Origin of the sequence: Acetobacter indonesiensis (genome assembly GCF_000963945.1) — a bacterium.
Classification (GTDB): domain Bacteria; phylum Pseudomonadota; class Alphaproteobacteria; order Acetobacterales; family Acetobacteraceae; genus Acetobacter; species Acetobacter indonesiensis.
The window spans coordinates 1-2,965 of the sequence record NZ_BAMW01000116.1 but is presented as its reverse complement, the minus strand read 5'-3'; the positions used below and the strand labels follow the sequence as shown (position 1 = coordinate 2,965).

Genomic DNA, 2,965 nt, shown 5'->3' with positions numbered 1-2,965 from the left:
CGATGAGGCGAAGCATGACGAATTCCCATTATGGGAAGACAAACGGGAAAATCCCGCAGACCCGCCAAATTCTCATTTTACTGTTATATTTCAATAGGTTAGTGGTGCGAACTGCGGGACTCGAACCCGCTCGCTTTGGTCGCAACCAGTCAGGCAACCCATTGAAACAGAACGATAATTTCAGACGAAATCATCCTTCGCATGGTGACTGCGGGTTCACTGTGCGGGCAAACCCGTGGGGCAGTCAAGACAGTGACGCAGAGTTCAATTCAGCGGACTGGAGTTGCTGCTTGCTGTATCTGAGAGTGAATGGGGTGTATATTCAGGTTCATGCATCCGAGGCGGTTGAGGTTATGGTAGCACTTGTTGCGGGTGGTATGGAAGAAGAAGCATTTGCTGTCTGGTTACGGCAGCATACCATTTATCATTAAAGTTTTCTCTGCACGTTGGGGCCGCAATATTTTAGGAAGCCAGCCGTGCAAACCAGCGGACACGTTGTGTCGCGAGGGTTGCAAACTGGTCAGGAAGATAGCATTGCTCTCCCCCGTGAACCCCCTGTTGATGTCAGAATTGGGGGCAAGCAGAATGTCGATTATCAGAATGATATACTAGGAAGAAGGTGTTTGTCCTACTAATTAAAAGCACTTATATGGACATTTTTTGCTGCGGCACACGTGAAATCTCGCATTACAGTCTCAGGCAGGCGGATTGTCGAACGTGCGGGGGGAAGACGCTGCAGCCAACTTCTCGTGCCTGATTATGAGCGCCGCATCAACGGGGCGCAAGCTACGTCCTCCTGTTGGTTTGGATCGCAACCTCATGAAAAGAATACTGACCTCAAGTTTATAATATATGACCTATTGAGATGACTTTTTTATTACATTCCATGCTGAGTTTATTATTTTTTCCATATATTCAGATTTGACCCCCTTCAAAGCTTCAGAATCATTGAATGAATCTCTGAAATACCTTAACATTCTGGTGTGAATTTCTTTAATAATATCCTTTGATACACCTATTTCTTGTCCAAAAACCTTATAAGCGTCAGTTTCTTTAAAAGAAAACTCTCTCTCAGATTGCAAGAGGGATATCTGGGTTTTCAATTGATTTATTTCTCGTTCTCTATTCCTTTGCGCCTCTTCTACTGCCTCATTTGGATTATTTGCAAAAATAGGCTGTCTAAATGGACTAAAATCAATATCATAAAAACAGAACCCCTGGTTAATAAGATAATCAAAGGCTGATAAATTATCGAATTGCTGACCCAAAACATCATAATATGGACAAGCAATAAGAAAACCACCTTTCTCAAACACATAATATTTCATTTGTGTGATTTTTGTTTTGTAAAGTGGCATATATACCTCCCAACGAGGAAAAGATGAAAGCAGCGGAAATCCAACGCCCCCTGCCTATCAGACGCAAGATTTATCGGAGCAGTATACTGCTTAAAAACGAACTCCCAAACGGTGTCTCTTAGTCGAATGGCAAATCAATTTTATGGGCCTCACAAAAGACTAATTCAGTAGCAGCCAGAACACAAATTTGAAAAAATATGCAAACAGAACGATACAGATAACTAGAATAGGTCATTTCTTGCTCATCGCCAGATCCCCCTTTTCCTGACCGATAGCGGAGGGTAAGTCCGCCCGCATCAATTTGAATACCTTTATGATGCGAAGCATTTCTGATCTGGTTGTCTCTCTCTTCACATAAACTAATGAACACCGCGTTACCAGAAAATGGATTAAACTTGCTGGCATTATCTAATTTTAAGTACTTACCCAAATCAATAGTCGAAAATTGATCATATTCCCGTCCCGATTTCACGTTATTGAGCATCGCCAGAAAATCTACACTTCCAGCGAATACTTCAAATGCATCCCCATAAAAAGATTTTACAATATCAAATTGAACTGAGGTCGCCACCATATCGTCAGAAGGTGGAAGTCCTAGAGCAGCTTGGAAAAGCACCTGAGAAAATTGCGAGTACTTGGAAAAAAAATCCGTATAGATTTCTCGATAGCGTTGAAATCTCATTTTTACCATAGTCGTCGCATAATGATCAATTAGGGTTCTACAATTGTGAGCGTTGGTAATGGAAGAAATTTCATTCGTTATGCGATGAAAAAACGAGTTATATTTTTGTCCTAGAAATTTCAACGTGAAACGAAAAAACCAATCAGTCGGACCATCTAGAGGGTCATTTGCATAATATTCATCCGACCCAGACTTCACCTTCTTATCGGCAAGTTTCTCTTTTCCATTACATGATAATGACACAGCTTTTTTAACTTGTTTCCATTCAGATAAATAGTCCGCGATCGGGTGCCTTGGCGCATGTATGTCGAACTGCCGCACCGCCAGTGGCCCAAATTTTTCGGCTGCTTCCATCATGCGTCGGGTCTGTATTATTCTGTGAAACATTATATCTTTGTTTACCATATCTCCTAGTATGACAAAATTTGCATCAACATTTATCACAGGCGATGCGCCAAACGGTGGGGTTTCCACTATCGAGCAACCATCTATAGCAAAAACGTCTGTAGATATTTCTGTATAGTTGACTTTCATTCCGAACGATATCGGCTCATTACACTCAATACAATTGATAGTATGATCCTGCTCGACACCTTGTCCCATACCAATGCGAACAGCAATTACCGTTCCACAAGTGTCGCATTTCAGTCCACAACGAATAATCACAGAATATACCCATCTTATTTATGTCAGAGAGCTTATTTCATATCATAGAACGTTATTTTTCATAAAATTATAGAATATGAATCTTTGACCTAAGCCTGTCCGCTCAACGAAAACTACAGCGTTGCTTCTCATGACCGATATGAGGGCGCAAGCGGTCATTAGATCAAACCTTATTTTTTGCACTGTAGGGGGTCAACGGGGGAGGTCACTCCCCCTTGCCAGATGTCGAATGGGTAGCCATTCGACACTGCTGGCTCCC

3 protein-coding genes are annotated in these 2,965 nt (G+C 42.0%); 1 reads left to right on the top strand and 2 read right to left on the bottom strand.

Going from position 1 to position 2,965, the window contains the following annotated elements:
• Nucleotides 1–290 precede the first annotated feature (290 nt).
• Complete coding sequence (locus Abin_RS15405; RefSeq protein ID WP_174766873.1) at nt 291–431, top strand: hypothetical protein; 141 nt, start codon at nt 291–293, stop codon at nt 429–431.
• A 426-nt stretch (nt 432–857) separates the two neighbouring features.
• Here the strand turns inward: Abin_RS15405 and Abin_RS15400 are convergent, their stop codons facing one another.
• Together Abin_RS15400 and Abin_RS15395 are read right to left on the bottom strand one after the other, a co-directional pair.
• Nucleotides 858–1,358: a hypothetical protein gene (locus Abin_RS15400; RefSeq protein WP_146867738.1), complete on the bottom strand. Its 501-nt coding sequence runs from the start codon at nt 1,356–1,358 to the stop codon at nt 858–860.
• A gap of 118 nt (nt 1,359–1,476) precedes the next feature.
• The gene (locus Abin_RS15395; RefSeq protein WP_146867739.1) at nt 1,477–2,706 is read right to left on the bottom strand and encodes a hypothetical protein; all 1,230 of its coding nucleotides are present in this window, start codon (nt 2,704–2,706) and stop codon (nt 1,477–1,479) included.
• Nucleotides 2,707–2,965 lie beyond the last annotated feature (259 nt).